Raw genomic sequence first — 18,739 nt, 5'->3', positions numbered from 1 at the left:
GATGTCACCGTGGGTTCAAATCCCACACCCACCGCAGATGAATGGCCCCTGACCAGGTGAATCGGTCAGGGGCCGTTCTTGTGAGCGTTGTCCGCGAGGGGCCGTGGCTCCCCGCTCTCGTTCTCAGGCCGGTGCGACGAAACAGACGGCGTCTACTTGCCTACCACCGAAGGTGTGGACCACTTCGCCGATTCGCTTCCAGCCGAGGCGTTCGTACAAGCGGATTGCGGCAGCATCCTTCGTCAGAACTTCGAGAACCAAGCGTAGGCCGCTGGTCCGGGCGTAGGCCGTTGCTGCGTCCATGAGGTGCTTCCCGACAGAGCTTTTGCGCACTTCGCCGGAGACGAAGAGCCGAGCTAGCACCGCGAACTGGGAGTTGTCGGCGCCACTCCTCTCCCTCCAAAGCCGGGCTACTTCCTCCATCGGCTGCGGCGTGTTGACCGCAACATGGCCCACCACATGCCCATCGACCTCGGCAACCCACGCTGCCAACAATCCTTCTGGGCTGAGCCAGCCTTCGGGGTCCTCCACGACTTCGACCGGGTAGCCGTCGGATTCATGCACTGCGGCCATCACGGTCGCCGCCTCGGCAAGATCGTTTGTCTCGCGTGGGCGAACTATGGCTTGCGGCATCGGTCGTCCTTCCAATCGGAAACTACTCAACAGGCAACTCGTAGAGGAGCCGGTTGGGTCGGCTCGGTGCACCTCGAACGGCTGAAAGTTCTGGTCAAGGCTGTGTGCAGCACTTCAAGGATCGGGACGCCCGGAAGCAGGCGAAGGCTCCTCGGCCGTTCCACCGGTGCTCGGACCTCGGATCGAGATCGGCCCACGGCCACTCGACCGAGGCGGGGGAACGGGACACGTCGGTCACCCGGCCCCGGGCCGGCGGGCAGCTCACCCACAGGACGTCGCCCACGTCGAACTCCCTGCGTGGGATCCCCTCACACGCGACCGGCGTTGCCGCCGATGACGTCGGGCACGAGAGCGCCGGCCGGCGGGGCATGTGTCGCCGCCCGGCTTTCGGTTGCCATGGGAGCGGTCGTGGCGCTCGCGGATCCGTCCCCGTCCGGCGCGGATGATGCCCCGCAGGCGGTGACCGCGGCCAGGACGGTGGCCGCGAGGGCGAGTTTCGACAGCTTGGCCGATGTCATTTTTCCCCCGGTGCGACGGCAGTTCGGGACAGTATCCGTCCGGACCCGGCCGGCCACGCGCACGGGGGTGTGCGTTCAGACTGTCCGCCGGGGTGTCGTGAGCCTGGCAGCCGAGGCTATGGCTGCGCGGGCCTCCTGTTCGCTGAGACCCGTGCTGATCGCCGCGTCGGTGAGGGCGTTCGCGAGTGCGTCGCCGAAGCCGTGTTCGTAGGCGCGGCAGGCGGCCCAGAACAGGCGGGTGTTGCGCTGGCCCTCGTGTGCCGCGCGTACGAACTGGACCAGGCCCTGTCCTTGTCGGACGGGGGAGCTCCGGCTCGTTTGGTGGTGCGGGCGTGGTGGTGGCCTGAGCAGGTGCAGGAGGGCGCTGGGGCAGGGGGCCGGTGCGAGGTGGGCGGTGCCGGTGGCGAGCAGGTACCTGCCGTGCGTGGTCACCGAGCCCGGGCCGACCAGGTAGCCGCCCGCCCCGCGTACGTCGATGCCGGGGGCGAGGCGGCCGGCGGAGTTGGGGACCGAGACGCCTGGCGGGCCCGTCAGCCAGAGGTGCCGGCCGCCGCTGGGCGTGAGCACCGTGACGGTGGCCGGGATGGTGAACAGGTGCTCGAGGGCCAGCTGCTGGAGCGCGGCGACGGAGTCGTTGCCGTGGGTGGTGTCGATGTCCAGGTCGATGCCGATGAGGCGGTGCGGGGGGCGCCCGCAGGCGATGCCGTAGCCGGTTGCTCTGGGCGCGGCGGCGAAGAGCGCGCGGACGGCGGAGGGGTCGGTGGTGGCGTCGTGGACGCCGTGACCGGGCAGCCCGCATTCCCCCCTGCAGCGCACGGGCGGGACCTCGTCGTGGTGCGGGGAACGCAGGGCGGGCAGCTTGGTGGCGGACAGCGGGAAGACGGGGAGCCCACGCTCGGCGGCGGAGAGCGCGTGGGCCAGGGCCAGGGTGGCGGTCTGCCGGTCGGTGGTGGCCATGCCGTTATTTTCGTACAGACGTTCGAAGAAGGGAAGGGGGCGTGTGCGGGTGGTGGTGCGCCGGTCCGCACGGGGTTTAACCGGCCTCCCTCATCCGTGCGGGGGAACCGCGGGGCCCGTGCGGTTCGCCGGAGGGGCTGTGGGCAGTTCTGCTCCGCGACGTCGCGACCAGCGTCGGAGCGGCCGGCCGGCCGCTCCGGAATCAGCCGTAACAAGCCGCTTTCCGGTTCCTGGAGGAATTGACATGGCACCTACCCGTACCGCCCGCGTCCTCGCCGTCCTCGCCGCCGCGCCTCTGGCCGCCGCTCTGTTCGGCGGAGTCGCCGCAGCCGACAACGGCGCGTTGGCGAGCGACGGATCGAACGCGGGAGTGGCGACCATCGGGTCCGGCGGTGTCGGTGGCAACAACTCCGGCAATTCGTCCACTTCGCAGCAGCAGGCCGTCGGCGCGGGTGCCTCCAACCACAGCAACTCCGCGCAGGTGATCGGGTCACCCTTCGCTTACATCGACCAGTCCACCACGTTCGTCTACGTCACGTTCTCGCCGCTCTGGGTGAACTGACCCGGAGCCCGTGCGGCGGTGACACCGCCACCGCCGCACGGGCCGGCCCCACCCGCCGGGGAGCAGGTGACCCCGGGGTGAGGACCCTGAGGGTGGTGGAGACGGCCTCCACCTTCAGGAGGTGGAGCCCGCCCCACCCCTACAACCTGAGGCGGATGTCGCTTCGGGACCTGGGGCCGATCCCCTCGCAGGTGCCCGCTCCTAGCGTGGAGACATGACCACGCCAGTCTGTGCCGGTGCCTCCAGGGCGGCCGCCGCATCCGCAGGACACCGTCGCTATCCGTCGTTCTCGTCGTACGTACGGGCGCGGGGGCCCGTGCTGCTGCGCACCGCCCGGTCCCTCACCGCGAATCCGAGCGACGCCGAGGATCTGCTGCAGACCGCTCTCACCAAGACATACGTCGCCTGGGAGCGGATCGAGGACCACCGGGCTCTCGACGGCTACGTGCGCCGCGCACTGGTGAACACCCGCACGTCGCAGTGGCGCAAGCGCAAGGTCGACGAGTTCGCCTGCGAGGAGCTGCCGGAGAAGGAGGCGCCGCCCGCTCCCGACCCCGCCGAGCAGCAGTCGCTGCACGACGCGATGTGGCGGGCCGTGCTCAAGCTGCCGGACCGCCAGCGCGCCATGGTCGTCCTGAGGTACTACGAGGACCTGAGCGAGGTGCAGACCGCCGAGGTGATGGGGGTGTCCGTCGGGACGGTCAAGAGCGCCGTGTCGAGGGCGCTCGGGAAGCTCCGTGAGGATCCGGAGCTCAGCCCCGTGCGGTGACCCCGGCCTCGCCCGCGACGGCCCCCGGACCCGGCCCCCGTACGGCGATCCCTTCCCTCAGGGGCCGCGCCGCCTCGGCCCCGTCATGTCGGCCGACATCGATTCGTACTCCCGGAAGTAGTGACATACCGCTTGGTATGTGAGCAGAATCAGCGCACTCTTACCGCCGCGTAGCGCCCACCGGGAGGACGCCGTGCTGAGCACCATGCAGGACGTACCGCTGACTGTCACCCGCATCCTGACCCATGGGATGACCATCCACGGGAAGTCGCAGGTGACGACCTGGACCGGCGAGCCCGAGCCGCACCGGCGCAGTTTCGCCGACATCGGCGAACGCGCCACGCGCCTGGCGAACGCCCTGCGCGACGAGCTCGGCGTGGACGGCGATCAGCGCGTCGCGACCCTCATGTGGAACAACGCCGAGCACGTCGAGGCATACCTGGCGATCCCCTCGATGGGCGCCGTGCTCCACACGCTCAACCTGCGGCTCCCCGTCGAGCAGCTGATCTGGATCGTCAACCACGCCGACGACAAGGTCGTCCTCGTCAACGGTTCGCTGCTGCCACTGCTCGCGCCGCTGCTCCCCCACCTGCCGTCGGTCGAGCACGTGGTGGTCTCCGGACCGGGCGACCGCTCCGTGCTGGAGGGTGTCACTCCCCGGGTGCACGACTACGAGGACCTGATCGCCGGGCGCCCCACCACCTTCGACTGGCCGGAGCTGGACGAACGCCAGGCGGCAGCCATGTGCTACACCTCCGGCACCACCGGTGACCCCAAGGGCGTCGTCTACTCCCATCGCTCCGTCTACCTGCACTCGATGCAGGTCAACATGTCCGAGTCGATGGGCCTGACCGACAAGGACACGACCCTGGTCGTCGTGCCCCAGTTCCACGTCAACGCGTGGGGCCTGCCGCACGCGACCTTCATGACCGGCGTCAACATGCTCATGCCCGACCGATTCCTCCAGCCGGCGCCGCTCGCCGACATGATCGAGAAGGAGCGGCCCACGCACGCGGCCGCCGTCCCGACCATCTGGCAGGGGCTGCTCGCCGAGGTCACCGCCAAGCCACGCGACCTCAGCTCCATGGCCAGCGTCACGATCGGCGGCGCCGCCTGTCCGCCCTCCCTGATGGAGGCGTACGACAAGCTGGGTGTCCGGCTCTGCCACGCCTGGGGGATGACGGAGACGTCTCCGCTCGGCACCATGTCCAACCCTCCGGCCGGGCTCACCGAGGAGCAGGAGTGGCCGTACCGCATCACGCAGGGCCGTTTCCCGGCGGGTGTGGAGGCGCGTCTGGTCGGCCCCGGCGGGGAACACCTGCCGTGGGACGGTGAGTCCGCGGGAGAGCTGGAGGTTCGGGGTGCCTGGATCGCCGGCGCGTACTACGGCGGCGCGGACGGCGAGGACCTGCGGCCCGAGGACAAGTTCAGCGAGGACGGCTGGCTGAAGACGGGTGACGTCGGCGTGATCAGCGCGGACGGCTACCTCACGCTCACCGACCGGGCCAAGGACGTCATCAAGTCCGGCGGCGAGTGGATCTCCAGCGTCGAACTGGAGAACGCGCTCATGGCCCACCCGGACGTGGCCGAGGCCGCGGTCGTCGCCGTCCCGGACGACAAGTGGGGCGAGCGTCCCCTCGCGACCGTCGTGCTCAAGGAGGGCGCCACGGCCGACTACGGGGCGCTCAGGACCTTCCTCGCCCAGTCCGTCGCCAAGTGGCAGCTGCCCGAACGCTGGACGATCATCCCGGCGGTGCCCAAGACGAGCGTGGGCAAGTTCGACAAGAAGGTGATCCGCCGGCAGTACGCGGCCGGCGAACTGGACGTCACTCAGCTCTGAGCCGGGGCGGCCGGGCACCGGGCCGCGGCACAGAACGAGGGCGGTACTTCCCGTACCGCCCTCGTCCCGTGCGTCCGTTGTGCGTCCGTCGTGTGTCCGACGGTCAGTTCGTCCCTATCTTCGCCAGCAGGTCCACGATCCGGGACTGCACCTCGTCGCTCGTCGAACGCTCGGCGAGGAAGAGCACGGTCTCGCCCGAGGCGAGCCTCGGCAGTTCGGACTCGTCCATGCCGGCCGAGGTGTAGACGACCAGCGGTGTGTGGTTCAGAGCGCCGTTCGCGCGGAGCCAGTCGATGATCCCCGCACGCCGGCGGCGTACCTGCATGAGGTCCATCACGACCAGGTTCGGACGGATCCGGGTGGCGAGCTCGACCGCCTCGCTGTCGCCCGAGGCCCGTGCGACCTGCATGCCACGCCGCTCCAGCGTCTCCGTCAGCGCCAGCGCGATCGGCTCGTGCTCCTCGATCACCAGGACGCGCGGCGGATGCTGGTCGCTGTCGCGCGGGGCGAGCGCCTTGAGGAGTACCGCCGGGTCGGCGCCGTACGCCGCCTCCCGCGTGGCCTGGCCCAGACCGGCCGTCACCAGCACCGGGACCTCCGCCGCCACCGCGGCCTGACGCAGCGACTGCAAAGCCGTACGGGTGATCGGGCCGGTCAGCGGGTCGACGAACAGCGCGGCGGGGAACGCCGCGATCTGGGCGTCGACCTCCTCCCGCGAGTGCACGATCACCGGGCGGTATCCCCGGTCGCTGAGGGCCTGCTGGGTGGAGACGTCGGGCGCGGGCCAGACGAGCAGCCGGCGCGGGTTGTCCAGGGGCTCCGGGGGCAGTTCGTCGTCGACGGGGTGCGGCTGCGGACGGTTCGCCACCTCCACGGCGCCACCGGGGCCGTCCAGCGGCTCCGGCCCCTCGGCGCCCTCGTCGGGTGCGCCGATCGCGTACGCACGGCCCTCGGACGCCGGAGCGGACAGCAGTCGGCCGGAACCCGAACCCTGCGTGGTGCTCCCCTGGACCCCCGCGGGCTGCGGCGGCACCGGAGCCGGGGCGTTCGGCGCGGCGGGTTCGGCCTCCGGCGGGGCGGTGAGCTTGCGCCGGCGTCCGGCGCTGCCCAGTGTCTGGTTCTGCTGATGCGCGAGGTGCTGGGCGAAGGGCACGCCCTGGCCGAGTGTCCGCACGCTGAACGCACGGCCCTGGGTCGAGTCGGACGAGGCCGGCATCGGGGCTTCGGCGGGCAGTGGCCGGCGCAGTGCGTCCGGAGCGTGGGTGGGGCCGTCGGCCGGACGGGCCTCGGCCTCACCGGAGGCGGCCTGGACGACCGACGGATCGGCCGTGCCCGTGGTGTGCGCTGTGGTCCCCGGGGCTTCCCACGGCTCGTCGCCGGGCGTCTCGGCACCGTTCTCGTGCTGCACCAGGCCCGCCAGGCCCTGCCCGGACGTGCCGGACTGCGCCCAGTCGGGCTGCGGCGGGACGGCGGGCAGCGGCTGTCCGGGGCCGGCCTGGGCCTCGGGCGCCTCGGCGGGGCGTGCCCTGCGGCGGCCGGACGGCAGGGGGTGGGGCTGCGGCGGGGTGTGATCGGCGTCCGGCTCGGTCCGTACGGCGTCGTGGCGCTCGGCCGGCGGGATGCCCGCGGGCAGGGCGTCCGGCACGTCGGGCCGGGTCGTCCCCGGCCGGCGCGGCTGATTCGTCTGCACGGGCCGGCCGTCCGGGCGGGCGGCCCCCGGGGCCTGAGGCACGGCCTGAGGCACGGCCTGAGCGGGTGCCGCCATGGCCTGCGCAGGTGCCACCACAGGCGTACCCGGGGCCATGGGCGGGATACGGTCCGCGGCTGCCGGGGGCAGCGCGAACGCGGTGCGTGGCCCCGTTGGCTCGGCGGCCGCCGCGCGCTCCTGCGCGGCTGCGAGAGCCCGCCGGGCACGCCGGCCGTCGGGCTGCCGGCCCTGCTCCTGTCCGGCGGGGGCCTCGGCCGAGGCGAGCGCCGGCAGGGCAGCCTGCTCGGCGGGGCCCTGACGCCCTGTCCGGCCGGACGCGCCGTGCGGCACGCCCTGCGGCGGCACCGTCTGTCCGCGCTGGGGGCGTCCGCCGCCTCCCTGCGCGCCCTCGGCGGCCGTCACCACGGAACCCTCCGAGGCGCCGGTGGACGCCGCCGCGGGGAGAGCCAGTGCCTGCCGGGAACGGTCCTCCGGGACCGGTGCGGCGGTCTCCGCGGGGCTGGGACGGCCGCGCCTGCGCCCGGAGCCCTCACCCTGCTGAGGTGGGGTCATATCCGCTTCGGACTGCTGTTCCTGCGACGCGGCGGGCTCCCGTCGGGCCCTGCGCCGCCCGGTCGGCTCCGCCGCCGCGGTGTCCCCGTCCGGCGCGGGGCCGTCCACCGCGCTGTCCAGGAAGGCGTCCGTGGACGCTCTGCGCGCCCGGCGGCGTCCGCCCTGAGCGGGCTGCGGGGCGGGTTGCGGTGCGACAGGTTCCGGTGCGACGGGTTGCGGTGCGACAGGTTGCGGTGCGACAGGTTCCGGTGCGACAGGTTCCTCCACGACCGGGAGCGGCACCGGCGCGATCGTGCCCGCACCCGAGCCGATCGGCACCTCCAGGACGTAGGCACTGCCGCTCATGCCCGGCATCTCGTGCGTCTGCAGCACGCCGTCGTGCGCCCGCACGATCCCGCGCACGATCGGCACGTGCACCGGGTCGCCCCCGGCGAACGGTCCGCGTACCTCGATCCTGACCACATCGCCCCGTTGGGCCGCGGCCACGACCACGGTGGAGTCGACGTAGCCGCCGCCGGGGACCAGCCGGGCCTTGCCCGTGGAGTCGACGCCGGCCACGTCGGCGACGAGATGGGCGAGCGCCGTGATCAGACGGCCCGCGTCGACCTCGGCCTCGATCGGCGGCGCGTGCACCGCGAACTGGGCCCGGCCGGGACCGATCAGCTCGACCGCACCGTCGATGCCGGCGGTCACCACGGAGTCGAGCAGCACCGGCAGCTTGCTGAGCTCCTCGGTGCCGCTGTCCAGCCGCTGGTAGCTCAGGACGTTGTCGACGAGCGTCGTCATACGCGCGTAGCCCGCGGCGAGGTGGTGCAGGATCTGGTTGGCCTCGGGCCAGAGCTGGCCGGCCGGGTCGGCGGCGAGCGCCGAGAGCTCGCCGCGCAGCTCCTCCAGGGGCCCCCGCAGGGACTCGCCCAGGACCGCGGTCAGCTGGGCGTGACGCTCGCCGAGATCGGCCAGGCGCTCGGTCTTGTCCTCCAGTTCGGAGGCGTAGCGCTCGGTGCGGTCGGCGGTCTCGGCCGCGTGCCGTTCCGTGAGCGCCTCGATTTCGGCGCGGTGCTTCTCGGTGAGCTCGGCGATCTCGGCGGCGTGCTGTTCCGTGAGACCGGAGACCTCGCCGGTGTGCTGCTGGGTCAGTTCCTCGAACGGCCGGCGGTCGGTGAACGTCATGACGGCGCCGACCAGCTGGTCCCCGTCGCGCACCGGTGCCGTGGTCAGGTCGACCGGCACCTGCGCCCCGCTCTTGGACCAGAGCACCTGCCCGCGCACCCGGTGCTTGCGTCCGGACCGCAGGGTGTCCGCGAGAGGCGACTCGTCGTACGGGAAGGGCTCCCCCTCCGCCCGCGAGTGCAGGATCAGCGTGTGGAGTTCCTTGCCGCCGAGATCGCTCGCGCGGAAGCCGAGGATCTGCGCGGCGGCGGGATTGACCAGGACGACCCGGCCGTCGGTGTCCGTACCCACGACGCCCTCGGACGCGGCACGCAGGATCATCTCGGTCTGCCGCTGCGAACGGGCCAGCTCGGCCTCGGTGTCGACGGTGCCGGAGAGATCGCGTACGACGAGCATGAGCAGCTCGTCACCCGTGTAGCTGGAGTGGATGTCGTTGTACCCGGCCTGCCCGCTGTCCAGGGAGGCGCTGGTGACCTCGGCGGGGTACTCGGTGCTGTCGGTCCGGCGGGCGACCATGCGCGTGGGCTTGGTCCTGCCCTGCTCGTCCGCAGCGTCCGGCCTCCGCATCGACCCCGGGATCAGCCTGGAGTCGAACTCCGGAAGCAGGTCGAGCAGTCCGCGTCCCACGAGCGCGGTGCCCGGGGTCTCGAACATTTCGAGGGCGATGGTGTTGGCGTTGACGACCGTGCCGTTGCAGTTGACGAGCAGGAGCCCGTCCGGAAGGGCGTCGAGTATGGCTGCGAGGCGAGCAGCGCCTCGGGATGGCCTGCTGCTCACGAGACGCTTCCTCCCTGATTACCGCACCTTGCCGACAGCGGGCCCCATCCTGCCCCTCGGGCCTCAGGCTGTCACTGGAGGAGTCTAAAGGCAGGGAGCGCGTGAGGGGCGGCGGATGAGGGGGAGCTCTCACCAAGGTTCTGTGCACACGGTGTACGCCGGTGGTCCATGACGCGCCCTCGCGCGCCCCTTCTGACGTGCTCGAATGCGCCTCCGCGCATGCCGGAACGGGCCCGTGGAGGATCCGGAAACCGGCGGTCGCGCACCCCGGGCCGGCCGATTTCACGCCCCGGTGTGCGCCGCTGCGGCCGGTCGAAGTCCCGGCGCACGCCCCGCCGAACCGGCTAATCCCCTCCGCCGGACCGGCTACGTCGCCGCGGCGAACCGACAACCCGGCGGGGGTGATTGCTTCGCCGGAGTGGGGGACGGGGCGTGAGTGGGACGGCGCGTGAGTGGGACGGCGCATGGGGGTGCGCCCTCGTGAAGAGAACTCGTTCCATGAGGGGAGAGCCCGTACCCGCGAGGGGCGCACCCAGGGGGCTGCCCAGGTCACCTTGCCGAGGGGAGCACCGGCACAAGGGCGTTCCAGCGGGAGATCTCGCAGCCGTTGGCCCGGCTGAAGCGGGCGTCCACGTTCTGTCCCTGCCAGGTCCCCTCGACCCTGGCGGCGGCGGGTCCGCCCATCTGCTGGGTGCACATGGCGTTGCGGTCCGTGGCCACGAAGGGGTTGTCGCCCGACTCCGCCGCTTCGTCCAGCAGGTCGCAGGCCCGCTGCGCGGCGGGGTGGCTGCCGCCTGCGGGGTCGCACTCCAGCTCGAAGACACCGTCGGCCGCGGGGTTGCCGGAGTCCGAGACCGTGACCGTGAGCTTCGTCTGCGTGTCCTCGGCCGTCCAGTCCCCCTGAAGGACGGGGAGAGGGGGCAGGGGCAGCAGGGGGGACGCGGCGGTGGCGAGGGGGGTGGCGGCGGTCAGCGCGGCGACGGACGCGACAGCGGTGAGGGTGAGACGGCGCAGCATGCGGGGCTCCAGTTGCTCTGGCGCACCCGGGGGCGCGCCGGTCTGCTCCGGCACGCACCTGGACTGCGGGCGCACCGGGCACACGGGGTCACGGACGGAGGGCGGAGCCCTCGCCTCTCTAACGCTCCTTGCGCCCGCACGTTGCGCAACTCCTGGGGGGCCGACCGGAACAGTCGCCCGGGCGGCGGACGCGGCGCGCGGTTGGGGCCGGGTACGTCGGGAGCGGTGGGACTCCGGGCGTGACGGGCATCCCGGACCGACGAGCCGCAACATCCGCCCGGGGCGCTTTGCCTCGCCACCCGCCTGCCTAGTAGCGTGAGCAGCGATTGGTGACAGCGCGCTCGTCTGTGTCATCATCTGCACACACCACTCGCGCTCGCGCGGGGGTGTGCTGGAGGCGTCGCCTAGTCCGGTCTATGGCGCCGCACTGCTAATGCGGTTTGGGTCTTAAAGCCCATCGAGGGTTCAAATCCCTCCGCCTCCGCAAGATCCCGAAGCCCCGTGCCACTGGCACGGGGCTTCGGTCGTTTCCGGCCGCATGTACGCGGTGCGAGGGGGTGCGGAGGCGGGACAGAGCCGCTGCGGAGACTGCTCCAGATGAGTGTTTCCGCAGGTCAGGCGAGGTGCGACTAATGGATTTCGCGTGACGGCGCAGGTCATGTAATGTTGTTCTCGCAACGCCGACCGGGGAGAAAAAAACCGGGAAGCAAGGTCACCGGCCAACACCGCGACCACGCACTCGTAGCTTAACGGATAGAGCATCTGACTACGGATCAGAAGGTTGCAGGTTCGAATCCTGCCGAGTGCACGCAGCTCAAAGGCCCCCTGGACATCGACCAGGGGGCCTTTGACATCAGCGGGTGACATCAACGCGCCCGGAGAGACGCTCTCAGTCGTCCGACGCTTCCTCCTCCGACCCGTCATCCAGGTCATCGAGATTCAGCGCGTCGTCCATGCTCTCCGCAGCCGCCCGCAGCGTCGTGTCCATCACGTGCGCGTAGGTGTCGAGCGTCATGGTGATGGTGCTGTGGCCGAGCGTCTCCATGATCGTGCGGGCGTCCACCCCTCGTGAGAGCAGGATCGACGCGCAGGTGTGCCGTAGGTCGTGGACCCTGACGCGCCGTACGTTCGCGTCCCTGCACAGGATCGTCAGCATCCGGTTGAGACCACGCGGGTCGATGACCCTTCCTGTCTGTGTGGTGAAGATCAGTCCGTCAGGCTGCCCAGGCGTCGGCTGCCACTTCTTGCCCGCGACCGTGCGCTCGCGTTCCTGCTGCTCGCGGTGGTGGGCGAGCGCCCGTACGAGGTGCCGCGGCAGGGAAACCGTGCGGATCGACCGGGTGGTCTTCGGCGTCCCAAAGAGGAGCTCCCGCCGGATGCGCTGCACGTTCCGGCGTACCCGGAGCTGTCGGTTCGCGAGGTCAACGTCCGACCACGTGAGGGCGAGAGCTTCCCCGCGCCGCAGGCCGGTCGACACGAGCAGCAGCCACAGCGCGTACAGCCGGTGCGTGCGGGCGGTCTTGAGCAGGATTCGGACTTCGGCGCCGTCCAGGGGGAGCACCTCCTTGCGTGTGATGGTCGGGGTCTCGACGATGCGTGCGACGTTCCGAGCGATCAGCTCTTCGCGCATCGCCTGTTGTAGAGCCGACCGCAGTACGGCGTGCACGTACTGGACGGTCCGAGCGGACGGAAGCCGCTTGCAGCACTTGCCTACGGCGCAGCAGCCGCGCTTTCCTTCCGGGCGCTCGTGGTCGGCGCGTCGCAGACAGCACAGGCAAGAGCCCTTGAACTCGGTCAGGAACCGGCGCACGTCCGCAGGCGAGAGCCGGTTGAGTCGTTTCTTGCCGAGTGCCGGCCGAATGTAGAGCCTGGTCAGCCCCTCGTAGCTGTTGAGCGTGGCGGGCTTGAGCCGTTCCGGCGCGATGGCAGCGAGCCAGTAGGTCAGGTAGTCACCGAACCCCATCGTGGAAGAGGCGGCCGGGATGCCCTGACGCGTCTTCTCCTGCAACTCGGTGAGCTTGTCGGCGACTTCCTCGCGGGTCTTGCCATAGACGAACTTGCGCGTCCGCGTCCCGTCGGGGCGGTAGACGTAGGCGGCGGCGTGGTAGCGGCCGTCCGTGCGCTTGGTGATCGTTCCTTCGCCGTTGGCGCGTCGTTTGGCCATCAGGCGGCCTCCTCCATCTGGTTGCGCATGTACTCCCGGACGGCGTCGACCGGGATGCGTCGCGCCCGGCCGGCCGTGAAGCTGGGGAGCTGCTTGGAGCGGATGAGGTCGTAGACCTTGCTGCGGCTGAGACGAAGCGCCGCCATGACTTCAGGGACCTTGAGCGCTTCGTGACTGGCGGGCATGGCGGTGGTCATGCGGGGGCTCCTCCGGGATGGTCCTTGGGGCGTACCTCTGAGGGGCGCTACTTCCGCTACCGCCGCTACCTCGCAGGTCAGAGGGCCTGTCGGAGGTAGCGGACGAGGTAGCGGTAGCGGATGGGTAGCGGCAAGCGCGACGGCTTACCGCTACCGGGTTTGCGCTGGTCAGATGGTGTTTTCGGTGCCTGGTAGCGGAGGTAGCGGACTTTCCGGGGGTGGGGGGCAGTAGCGGGCCCAGGCGTCCCAGAGATCGGCGGTGTAGTAGCCCTTGAGCACGCTCCCGGCGGTCTTGATGTTGCGGGAGGCGATGGGCTCGTTGTCGGCCGTCATGTACTCGGCGAGCATCTTGGACAGACGCCGGTTGTCGAGCGGCTTGCCGTGGAGGTCGGCCCACGGGGCGTCGTCCAGAGCGTTGAGCCGGTCGAGGATGGCGACGGTGGGCAGGCGGTCGATGCCGACCATGACGTGGTCACGCAGGTCGGTGAGCAGCCGGACGCCGATGCTGCCCTTGTCGTTGGCACGGGAGGCGGTCACGAGGGTCACGCACGCGGCGCGGGCCCGCTCGGGCCAGTGACCCCCGACGGCGTCGGCGATGGCGAGCAGCGGTTCCCACACGTCTGCCGGCCGGTCGCTGACCCCGTCGGGCATGTCCGGCCAGGCACCCATGACGAAGCCGCGGGCGTGCTCCGCCCATTGGGCGAGCCGGTCGCGGAGCTTGTGCCCTTCGGCTTCGTGGATGCGGGCGCGGAAGGGTTCGACCGTTTCGTTGCGGGCTCGGCGGCGCATGCGGACGATGACGGCCCGGCTCATGATCGTGTCCGGGAGTGAGCCGAGACCTGCGACCGCGACCGCGCAGTACGAGGGGAATGCCTGGACGGTCTGCTGTCCGCCGTCGCCGATGCACCGGTAGGTGACCCCGGTGCGGCGGTGTCCGGCGTTCAGGAAGCCGCGCAGTTCCTCGTTGTCCCCAGCTTTGGGACCGAAGACGGTATCGATCTCGTCGAACAGGATGGTGGGCTTCCCGCTGCCTGCGGAGACGGACCGGAACAGGGCGGCTGCGGACGCGTTGACGGCCGTCATGGGCTGCGGGACGAGGGTTTCCACGATCTCCAGTGCCCGGGTCTTCCCGGACCCCGGTTCGGGGGACAGGAAGGCGATGCGGGGGGTGGAGTCGAAGCAGTCGAGCAGGTGGGCGTGCGCGTCCCACAGGGCGACCGCGACGAACGCGGCCTCGCTCGGGAAGACGTTGAAGCGGCGGTGGAAGGCTTCCACTTCGTCGAGCAGCGCGGCGCCGTCGGTGGGCGGTGTGGTGGGTGCGGGATCGGTCATGCGGCGGCCCTCCCGGTGATGGGGGTGGTGTGGGGGCACTGCTGGACGCGTGCGCGGGTGGTGAGTTCGGTGACGGCGCTGCGGCCCCGGGCGCGTTCGTGGTGGCCGCAGGCGCAGAGCCAGTCCGCTACGGGGATCTCGTTGCGGTCGAGTCCGCGCACGGTCGGGCCCGGTTGGATGCCGGTCACGGTGACCGTGCGCGGGTCAGGGAGAACAGCAACGCGGACGCCTTCGGCGACGACCTTCGCCGCCCTCTGTCCGCTGTGGGCGGGGGCGGTTTGGCGAGGCCGGGGCCGGTTGGGCAGGCTTTTCAGAGGGGGATTGGTCCGGGTGGTCATGCCGCCTCCGGTCGCGGCCGGCAGGTACGGGTGGACCAGTCCAGGGCGCTGGTGATGGTGGCGCGGCACTCGGCCGCGGTGAGCCCGACGGCCTCGCCCTCTGCCTGAAAAGCCGCTTCGACGAGGTGGCGGGGAAGGTCTCCCCACGCGACGAAACGGCCCACGGCCCGTACGGACGCGAGCAGGGTGGCGTTGCGCCTGCCCTCCCCTGCCGTCCGGACGGTCTCCCGCTCGCGCTGGAGGGCGGTTTCCGCGTACCGGTGGGACCGCAGCGGCACCGGAGCAGGCCCCGGCACGGCTGCGGGCTTGGGGTGCGGGGGCATGAGGATCTGCCGGAGCCACCCGGGCAGGGGGTTGATGAGGGCGGGCCCGTCGATGGCGTAGTGGTGGCCGTTGATGGTGCTGCCGGGGGCGACGACGTACCCGCCCCATGCGCGGGTGTCGACCAGGGGTGCGAGGGTTCCGGCGGTGTTGTGGAGGCGGGCGGCGGCGGGGGCGCTGAAGTACAGGTGGCGTCCGCCGCTCGTGGTCCGGATCGTGCGAGTACGAGGCACCGGGTGTCCGGCGCGCTCGCAGAGCGCCGTGAAGGTCGTCACGCCGCAAGGCGTGTCCGCACTGCTGTTGGGCTTGGGCATGTCGAGGTCGACGACGACTAGTTCGGACGGGCCGGTCGCGATGCCGATGTTCCATGCTCCGGTGGACCAGGCGGCTCGGATGCGGTCGGGGTCGGTGGTGGCGCGCTGTTCCCACTTCAGGTGGCTGGTGGTGCAGGGGCCGGTGCGGGGGCAGGCGCTCTCGCCGTGGAGGGCGGGGCGCTTGTCGCCGGGGCGGAGCGGGAAGACGTACCAGCCGCGTTCGGCGGCGGTTAGGGCGGCCGTCAGGAGGTGGGTGCTCATGCTGCGGCCTCCTTCTCGTAGGTGAGGAACTGCTGGCCGATCCATTGGGTGTAGGCGGGGGGTACGGCCTGGCGGGCTTCGGTCTTGTTCATCCAGGTGCAGCCCATGGCGTCGGCGTAGGCGCGCTCGCCTTTGTGCTCGAAGGCGAGGAGGTTCTTGTGGTGCCAGCAGGGCGGGAGCAGGTCCCCGCCGCCGCCCCATGACGTTTCGAAGGCGCGGTGGCGGCGGACGTTGAGGCCGAACTGCGACCCACACAGCAGGTAGTCGGGACGCAGGGCCCCGCACCAGGAGGCTTCGGGGACGTTCTCGATGACCCAGGGGCGGCCGGTGGACTGCATGGCTTGGCGGCCGGCGGGGATGAGGTTTTCGTGGTCGTCGCGGTTGCCGCGCCAGGCGGTGACGCGGGCGAAGTACTGGCAGGGCCAGGACCCGTGGATGAGGTCGAACCTGTGCCCGTGTTCGGCGACGTAGTCGACGGCGTCGGCCTGGACGAACTCGAAGGGGTAGTTCGGCATCGGGTTGATGTCGACGCCGACGATGTTGTATCCGGCGAGGTAGTAGCCCATGGACAGGCCACCGGCTCCGCAGCAGGCGTCCAGGAGCCGTAATCCGTTGGGCTTGCGGAAGGGCAGGATGCGGGCGTTCACGCGGCCACCCCCAGCAGTGCCAGGGCCTGGAGGGCGGCGGTGCCGATCCAGTGGGTGTAGGCCGGGGGGATGCACTCGCGGATGCCGTCGCGCGTCATCCACGGCACGTTCATGTCGTCGCGTGCTTCCTGGACGCCGCTGAAGTTGCCGACGTAGTGCGCGAAGTGTCCGGCGGCGCGGGGGCGGCCCATCTTGGTGAGCGGCGCCAGGTGGGCGCCGTGCTGGGGCGGGGTGATGGTGAAGCCGCGGGTCTCGAAGAGGCGGTGGCGGTAGGTGCGCATCCCGAATGCGGCGGCGCACATCGTCACCGGGTCCCGGAGTTCTCCGGCGGCCTCTTCGACGTTTTCGATGACCCAGGGGCGGCCGGCCGTTTCGAGGGCGGCCCGGGTGGGGGCGATGAGGTCGGGGTGGGCGCGGTGCTGGATCTTCTGCGCGCGGCTGTAGCGCTGGCAGGGCGGCGAGGCGTGGACGAAGTCGAACTCCCCGCCGTGTGCGAGCAGGTACTGGATCGCGTCGGCCTGGACGAACCGGTACGGGTACAGCGGCTGCGGGGCGCTGTCGACGCCGGTCACCTCGAACCCGGCATCCGTGTAGCCCTTGGCCGCGCCGCCCTGGCAGCAGTAGAGGTCCAGCAACCGCGGCTTGGTCTTGGTGCGGGTCCGGATGTCAGTGGGGTGGGGCATGCTGATGGTCTCCAGTTCTGTTGAGTGGGCTGGGGTGTGGGGCAGCCGCGTCTTTGGCGAGATGGGCGGCTGCCCCGGCTCATTGGCACGTGGAGGGGGCACAGTGACGACGGCATGGCTGGTGCTTGCTGTGGGCGACGAGGATCGCCAGCACGGGGGCAATGACGGGTATGACGACGACCCGTCGCAGCACTACAGCTGGGACGACACGGTCCCCAACCACGCGCGTATCGCTGTGGGGGACGTGATTGCGCTGTGGGACAAGAAGCAACTGCTCGGCCTCGGGGTGATTTCCGAGATCGAGACCGGGAGCGAGATCAAGACGCTCTACTTCTGTCCGGAGTGCAAGAAGGCTGACTTCAAGCGGCGCAAGCGGATGAAGCCGACGTGGCGCTGCAACAAGTGCCCCGCCCAGTTCGAGGTGCCGGGGAGCAAGACCAAGCGGGTAGTCACCTACCGGTCCCGCCACGGCGAGGCGTGGATGGACGGGCGGGGCCTGCTCGCCGGCCGCCAGCTGCGGGCCCTGTGCGATTCCCCGGACTCGCAGCTGAGCATGCGCCCTGCCCGGTGGGAGAAGCTGCGTGACGCACTCCTCGCAATCGAGGGGGTCGAGTTCAGCGACCTGGACCCGGACGCAGACGGCGCCGACGACAGCCCGGCAGAGGCCAGGGAGCGCAGGCGGATCACGGGTGGGCACCGGATGTCGAACGTCCGCACCCGCGTGGGCCAAGGGCCATTCCGTCAGCAGCTGCTGAACGACCACGGCCAGGTGTGCGCGTTCACCGGACCCGCACCGGCCGGGGCACTCCAAGCGGCACACCTGTACAGCTATGCCGATGAGGAAGAGCATCACGACTGGGGCGGCCTGCTCCTGCGCAACGACGTCCACAGCCTCTTCGACCGCGGCCAGATCAGCGTCAACCCAGACACCGGATGCATCGAGGTCGACGACGAACTCCTCGGCTACCCGGCATACGCCGAACTGCACGGCAGGAAGCCCCTCGCCAGGCTGCGGCCTGAGCATGAGGTGTGGCTGGCTGCCCACTGGCGCTTGAGTATGCCTGCAAAAGTGAGCGTGCCGGCCAGCCGCATCCCTGAAGCCGCGTCCTAGAAGCCCGAGCCGCGGGCTTGGCGGCCGGGCGGCTCTCTAGGAGGCTTTCGGGCCGCTGGGGCGGGTGGAGGTGTTGGTCGTGGCGGTGGAGGGTCGGCTGCCGCTCTCGGTGTTCCAGCGACCAGGCCCCGAACCGCACGGCATCGCAGGGCCGCTGCTGGTGGGCTTGTTGGGCTTTCCTCGGCTGTCGTTCATCTCGGCCTTCCTGACCGGTTGGGGTGCGATGCGGGAGGGCGCTATTCCTCGGGGGTGGTCAGCCGTGGAAGTGGTTGCGCTTGATGACGGCCTTGCGGATGTTCACCGTCGTGGGCCCGTGCTCGCGGCCGGCGGTGAGGACCTGTATGGCGATCCAGCCGCCGAAGATGACGGCGGCCAGGATGATGAGCTGCTGGACCAGAGCGGCGAGTGCAGCGATGAACGTGGTCAGCAGAACGAGCCCGCCACAGACGGCGGCGAACCCGATCCCACCGAGCGCGATGTTCACCGCCGTGCGGGAGACGATCGGCTTGGCCACGACCGGTTCGGGCTGGGTGTGGTCGATGGCGTAGCCGGTGATGACCCGCCCGTCCGGCAGCACTATCGACGTCACGGCGGGCACGCCGCCGGGCTGCACGGGCACGACCGGGGCGGCGGGGTAGGGCGTGATGGGGGTGGGCTGGTGGATGGTCACGGCCTGCTGGGCGGGCCGGTGGGCGGTGTTCTCGGGGAACATGCGGAATCCCTTCCTCTGCTGGGTCAGGGAGGCGGAAGCACCCCCCTCGGGAGGCGCTGTGAGAAGGGTGTGGGGGTGTTGAGCTGGGGTGACTCCCTGCCTCCCTGAACATCATCTGTGCAGGTCAGGTCCAGGGAGGCGGGTCAGGGAGGCGTT

17 protein-coding genes and 2 tRNA genes are annotated in these 18,739 nt (G+C 70.8%); 6 read left to right on the top strand and 13 right to left on the bottom strand.

Annotated features, from left to right (window positions below; translation table 11 throughout):
- Window positions 1–123 precede the first annotated feature (123 nt).
- The 3 genes from OG206_RS16195 to OG206_RS16185 all read right to left on the bottom strand — a co-directional run bounded on the left by OG206_RS16195 (window position 124) and on the right by OG206_RS16185 (window position 2,108).
- Entirely contained in the window at window positions 124–633 is a 510-nt protein-coding gene (locus tag OG206_RS16195) for a GNAT family N-acetyltransferase (RefSeq protein WP_327116633.1), read from the bottom strand.
- Between the two features lie 308 nt (window positions 634–941).
- Window positions 942–1,151: a hypothetical protein gene (locus tag OG206_RS16190; RefSeq protein WP_327116631.1), complete on the bottom strand. Its 210-nt coding sequence runs from the start codon at window positions 1,149–1,151 to the stop codon at window positions 942–944.
- Between the two features lie 75 nt (window positions 1,152–1,226).
- Entirely contained in the window at window positions 1,227–2,108 is an 882-nt protein-coding gene (locus OG206_RS16185; RefSeq protein ID WP_327116629.1) for a bifunctional DNA primase/polymerase, read from the bottom strand.
- Between the two features lie 244 nt (window positions 2,109–2,352).
- Here OG206_RS16185 and OG206_RS16180 point away from each other — a divergent pair, with 244 nt between their 5' ends.
- From OG206_RS16180 to OG206_RS16170, 3 genes are all read left to right on the top strand, one after another.
- A complete protein-coding gene (locus OG206_RS16180; protein ID WP_327116627.1) occupies window positions 2,353–2,670 on the top strand; it encodes a hypothetical protein in 318 nt (105 codons plus the stop codon).
- Window positions 2,671–2,884: 214 nt separating this feature from the next.
- Complete coding sequence (locus OG206_RS16175) at window positions 2,885–3,439, top strand: SigE family RNA polymerase sigma factor (RefSeq protein WP_327116625.1); 555 nt, start codon at window positions 2,885–2,887, stop codon at window positions 3,437–3,439.
- Window positions 3,440–3,632: 193 nt separating this feature from the next.
- Complete coding sequence (locus OG206_RS16170) at window positions 3,633–5,279, top strand: long-chain fatty acid--CoA ligase (RefSeq protein WP_327116623.1); 1,647 nt, start codon at window positions 3,633–3,635, stop codon at window positions 5,277–5,279.
- Between the two features lie 103 nt (window positions 5,280–5,382).
- On the opposite strand, the gene OG206_RS16165 is transcribed toward OG206_RS16170, so the two are convergent.
- Both OG206_RS16165 and OG206_RS16160 read right to left on the bottom strand, forming a co-directional pair.
- Window positions 5,383–9,486 (bottom strand): response regulator, encoded by a 4,104-nt coding sequence (locus tag OG206_RS16165; RefSeq protein WP_327116621.1) that lies wholly within the window; start codon window positions 9,484–9,486, stop codon window positions 5,383–5,385.
- A gap of 549 nt (window positions 9,487–10,035) precedes the next feature.
- Complete coding sequence (locus OG206_RS16160; protein WP_327116619.1) at window positions 10,036–10,503, bottom strand: SSI family serine proteinase inhibitor; 468 nt, start codon at window positions 10,501–10,503, stop codon at window positions 10,036–10,038.
- Between the two features lie 393 nt (window positions 10,504–10,896).
- Here OG206_RS16160 and OG206_RS16155 point away from each other — a divergent pair.
- Window positions 10,897–10,987 (top strand) — tRNA-Ser (locus OG206_RS16155).
- Window positions 10,988–11,238: 251 nt separating this feature from the next.
- Window positions 11,239–11,311, top strand: a tRNA-Arg gene (locus OG206_RS16150).
- 81 nt (window positions 11,312–11,392) lie between these two features.
- Here the strand turns inward: OG206_RS16150 and OG206_RS16145 are convergent.
- The 7 genes from OG206_RS16145 to OG206_RS16115 all read right to left on the bottom strand — a co-directional run bounded on the left by OG206_RS16145 (window position 11,393) and on the right by OG206_RS16115 (window position 16,760).
- Entirely contained in the window at window positions 11,393–12,667 is a 1,275-nt protein-coding gene (locus tag OG206_RS16145) for a tyrosine-type recombinase/integrase (protein WP_327116617.1), read from the bottom strand.
- Entirely contained in the window at window positions 12,667–12,864 is a 198-nt protein-coding gene (locus OG206_RS16140) for a helix-turn-helix domain-containing protein (RefSeq protein WP_250288263.1), read from the bottom strand. Before OG206_RS16140 ends, OG206_RS16145 begins: the two co-directional genes overlap by 1 nt.
- 168 nt (window positions 12,865–13,032) lie before the next feature.
- Window positions 13,033–14,196: a DUF3631 domain-containing protein gene (locus tag OG206_RS16135; protein ID WP_327116613.1), complete on the bottom strand. Its 1,164-nt coding sequence runs from the start codon at window positions 14,194–14,196 to the stop codon at window positions 13,033–13,035.
- Window positions 14,193–14,384 carry a hypothetical protein gene (locus tag OG206_RS16130; protein WP_327116611.1) on the bottom strand — a complete coding sequence of 64 codons (192 nt, stop codon included), beginning with the start codon at window positions 14,382–14,384 and terminating at the stop codon, window positions 14,193–14,195. Before OG206_RS16130 ends, OG206_RS16135 begins: the two co-directional genes overlap by 4 nt.
- Window positions 14,385–14,530: 146 nt before the next feature.
- Window positions 14,531–15,430, bottom strand: coding sequence for a bifunctional DNA primase/polymerase (locus tag OG206_RS16125; RefSeq protein ID WP_327116609.1), 900 nt, complete (start codon window positions 15,428–15,430; stop codon window positions 14,531–14,533).
- Window positions 15,427–16,077 (bottom strand): DNA cytosine methyltransferase, encoded by a 651-nt coding sequence (locus OG206_RS16120; protein ID WP_327116607.1) that lies wholly within the window; start codon window positions 16,075–16,077, stop codon window positions 15,427–15,429. Before OG206_RS16120 ends, OG206_RS16125 begins: the two co-directional genes overlap by 4 nt.
- Window positions 16,074–16,760, bottom strand: a complete 687-nt coding sequence (locus OG206_RS16115) for an SAM-dependent methyltransferase (RefSeq protein ID WP_327116605.1) — start codon at window positions 16,758–16,760, stop codon at window positions 16,074–16,076. The genes OG206_RS16120 and OG206_RS16115 overlap by 4 nt, the downstream gene beginning before the upstream one ends.
- On the opposite strand from OG206_RS16115, the gene OG206_RS16110 reads away from it, so the two are divergent.
- The gene (locus OG206_RS16110; RefSeq protein WP_327116603.1) at window positions 16,759–17,871 is read left to right on the top strand and encodes an HNH endonuclease; all 1,113 of its coding nucleotides are present in this window, start codon (window positions 16,759–16,761) and stop codon (window positions 17,869–17,871) included. The genes OG206_RS16115 and OG206_RS16110 overlap by 2 nt on opposite strands.
- Window positions 17,872–18,124: 253 nt before the next feature.
- Here OG206_RS16110 and OG206_RS16105 read toward each other — a convergent pair whose 3' ends face one another.
- Window positions 18,125–18,583 carry a hypothetical protein gene (locus OG206_RS16105; RefSeq protein ID WP_327116601.1) on the bottom strand — a complete coding sequence of 153 codons (459 nt, stop codon included), beginning with the start codon at window positions 18,581–18,583 and terminating at the stop codon, window positions 18,125–18,127.
- Window positions 18,584–18,739 lie beyond the last annotated feature (156 nt).

This window comes from Streptomyces sp. NBC_01341 (assembly GCF_035946055.1).
In the GTDB taxonomy this organism is placed as follows: domain Bacteria; phylum Actinomycetota; class Actinomycetes; order Streptomycetales; family Streptomycetaceae; genus Streptomyces.
Note: the sequence above shows the minus strand (reverse complement) of the source record. Positions and strands in the feature narration are given on the sequence as shown.

Coding starts and splice junctions, on each gene's coding strand:
- OG206_RS16195 (WP_327116633.1), bottom strand. CDS start 633: ATGCCGCAAGCCATAGTTCGCCCACGCGAGACAAACGATCTTGCCGAG.
- OG206_RS16190 (WP_327116631.1), bottom strand. CDS start 1,151: ATGACATCGGCCAAGCTGTCGAAACTCGCCCTCGCGGCCACCGTCCTG.
- OG206_RS16185 (WP_327116629.1), bottom strand. CDS start 2,108: ATGGCCACCACCGACCGGCAGACCGCCACCCTGGCCCTGGCCCACGCG.
- OG206_RS16180 (WP_327116627.1), top strand. CDS start 2,353: ATGGCACCTACCCGTACCGCCCGCGTCCTCGCCGTCCTCGCCGCCGCG.
- OG206_RS16175 (WP_327116625.1), top strand. CDS start 2,885: ATGACCACGCCAGTCTGTGCCGGTGCCTCCAGGGCGGCCGCCGCATCC.
- OG206_RS16160 (WP_327116619.1), bottom strand. CDS start 10,503: ATGCTGCGCCGTCTCACCCTCACCGCTGTCGCGTCCGTCGCCGCGCTG.
- OG206_RS16145 (WP_327116617.1), bottom strand. CDS start 12,667: ATGGCCAAACGACGCGCCAACGGCGAAGGAACGATCACCAAGCGCACG.
- OG206_RS16140 (WP_250288263.1), bottom strand. CDS start 12,864: ATGACCACCGCCATGCCCGCCAGTCACGAAGCGCTCAAGGTCCCTGAA.
- OG206_RS16135 (WP_327116613.1), bottom strand. CDS start 14,196: ATGACCGATCCCGCACCCACCACACCGCCCACCGACGGCGCCGCGCTG.
- OG206_RS16125 (WP_327116609.1), bottom strand. CDS start 15,430: ATGAGCACCCACCTCCTGACGGCCGCCCTAACCGCCGCCGAACGCGGC.
- OG206_RS16110 (WP_327116603.1), top strand. CDS start 16,759: ATGCTGATGGTCTCCAGTTCTGTTGAGTGGGCTGGGGTGTGGGGCAGC.
- OG206_RS16115 (WP_327116605.1), bottom strand. CDS start 16,760: ATGCCCCACCCCACTGACATCCGGACCCGCACCAAGACCAAGCCGCGG.
- OG206_RS16105 (WP_327116601.1), bottom strand. CDS start 18,583: ATGTTCCCCGAGAACACCGCCCACCGGCCCGCCCAGCAGGCCGTGACC.